Below are 1,974 nucleotides of genomic sequence, written 5' to 3' on the forward strand. Positions count from 1 at the left end.
CGGCACAGCTTCTGGTCTATCCGATGATCGACGACCGCACCGTGTCACGCACCGACCTGGACAATCCAGGGCACCGGCTGTGGAATCAGTCGAGCAACCGTTTCGGTTGGCGCGCCTACCTCGGCGACGCCGATCCGCAGGTCGCCGTACCGGCGCGTCGCGAGGACCTCGCCGGGCTTCCGCCGGCGTGGATCGGTGTCGGAACGCTGGACCTGTTCCACGACGAGGACCTCGCCTACGCCGAGCGGCTGCGCGACGCCGGGGTGCCGTGCGAGGTGTTGGTGGTCGACGGTGCGTTCCACGGCTTCGACGGCATCGCGCCGAAAGCTGTTGTCTCCCAGTCGTTTTTCGCCAGCCAGTGCGAACTTCTGCGAACGGCGTTCACGACCTCTGGAACACCAACTCCCCACTGATGACGGTGGCGGCCACCAGGCCGCAGCCCAGCTCGGCCAGCACGGTGGCCGGCGGTGCCGTCAGGATGCACAGGTCGCCGGGCTCGCCCGCCAAGACCGAGCGGGGTGATGCCGGGTGCGCCGCGGGCCCCAGGAACATCGTCATCGCCTCGGCCGGCGAGATGCACTCGGCCACACCGAGCATCGCGCCGCCGGGCGTGCGGCGATGGACCGCGGCACGCATCACCGCCCAGGGATCTGAATCACCGAAAGGCGCGTCCGTCGACAGCGCGACGGGCACCCCGGCGCGGCGCAGCGACGCCACCCGCCAGAGTTCGTGGTGTTCGCCGGCCGGCACATCGACCAGATACTGGTCGCCGCGCTCGGCGACGAAATTCGGCTGGGTCACCACCGTCACACCCGCCGCGGCGAGGTCGGCCAGGCTGTCGTCGGGCACCACCGCGGCATGCTCGACGCGGTCACCGGGATGGCTGCCGGCGCAGCGCAGTGCCTCGAGCGTGACCACCAGTTGCGCGGCGGTCACGCAGTGCACGGCGACGGGGCGAGCCGCGGCGTGCACGTCGGAGATCCATTCGGTGAGGCCGTCGAGGTCGAGGTCGTCGTCGTGCAGGATGCGTTTTCCCGGCGCCAGGCAGTGCACCGTCTGGCACAGCTCGCCTGCGGTGTGGGCGTGCTGGAGGTTCTCGACATCGGCAGCGGACAGGTCCGGAGTGGCGTCGGTGACCCCGGTGACGCCGAATTCGCACAGTCGCGCGCTGATCTCGGCCAGGCTCGGCTCGCCGCGCAGCAGGGACGACGACCAGCTGGCGTCGGCGCTGCGGAGCCGGCCGTCCGGGTGGGCTGCCAGCTCGAGGCGGGCCAGCCCGGCCGAGTTGACCGTCCACTGCACCCCGCTGCGGTGCTGAACGCGCACCGGGACACCCAGCGGCGAGAGCGTGTCGAGCACGTCCCGGTCCAGCGGTCCCGCTGCGGCGTCGTGGTATCCGACCGCCCGGATCCAGCCGTCGGCGTCGACGTGCGCGGCGGCGAGGGTGCGGGCGAGGTCCGCTCTGTCCGCGATTTCGTCCGGGCCGACGCGGACCGAGTGCAGGGCTGCCGCGGCGGCGCGCAGGTGCAGATGGTGGTCGTGCAGCCCGGGCAGCACGGTGCCGCCGGCTGCGTCGTACACCGTCTCCCCCGGCCGGGCCGCGAGTCCGTCGGCGACCTCGGTGATCCGCGCGCCGACGCGGATGTCGGTGCGCGTTCCGTCGAGCAGCACCGCCCGTTGGATCAGCATGTGGGGGCAAGCCGCTGCGCTGTCAGGTGCTCAACAGCGGCGTTGTCGGCTCCCGGACGGACAGCGGCGTGTTCGACGTTTGGCGTTGTCGTACAAGTTCTCTCGTCGCCACGCGGCAGCCGCGCATACGATGCGGACACCCCGGCCATGGACAGCTCGATCACCTCACCGCCGCCCCGGCCGCACGATTGCAGGACGGCGACCGCGGCGTGGATACCCGTGAGCGGGTCGGCGATCGCATCCCCGCAGAACCTCGGCACATCGGCGGTGCCGTGGCCGGTGATC

General features: G+C 71.6%; 2 protein-coding genes and 1 pseudogene. 1 reads left to right on the forward strand and 2 read right to left on the reverse strand.

Annotated features, from left to right (window positions below; all coding sequences use genetic code 11):
• Positions 1 to 413, forward strand: a 413-nt coding sequence (locus WA944_RS16680; protein ID WP_526647154.1) for an alpha/beta hydrolase, incomplete at its 5' end; no start/stop codon positions are given.
• On the opposite strand, the gene WA944_RS16685 is transcribed toward WA944_RS16680, so the two are convergent.
• Together WA944_RS16685 and WA944_RS16690 are read right to left on the reverse strand one after the other, a co-directional pair.
• Positions 382 to 1,689, reverse strand: coding sequence for an amidohydrolase family protein (locus WA944_RS16685; RefSeq protein WP_526647155.1), 1,308 nt, complete (start codon positions 1,687 to 1,689; stop codon positions 382 to 384). The two genes, WA944_RS16680 and WA944_RS16685, sit on opposite strands and share 32 nt — an antisense overlap.
• Positions 1,683 to 1,974, reverse strand: a pseudogene (locus WA944_RS16690) (CoA transferase); the annotation flags it as partial. The pseudogene WA944_RS16690 and the gene WA944_RS16685, both read right to left, overlap by 7 nt.

This window comes from Mycobacterium sp. (genome assembly GCF_049683355.1).
In the GTDB taxonomy this organism is placed as follows: domain Bacteria; phylum Actinomycetota; class Actinomycetes; order Mycobacteriales; family Mycobacteriaceae; genus Mycobacterium.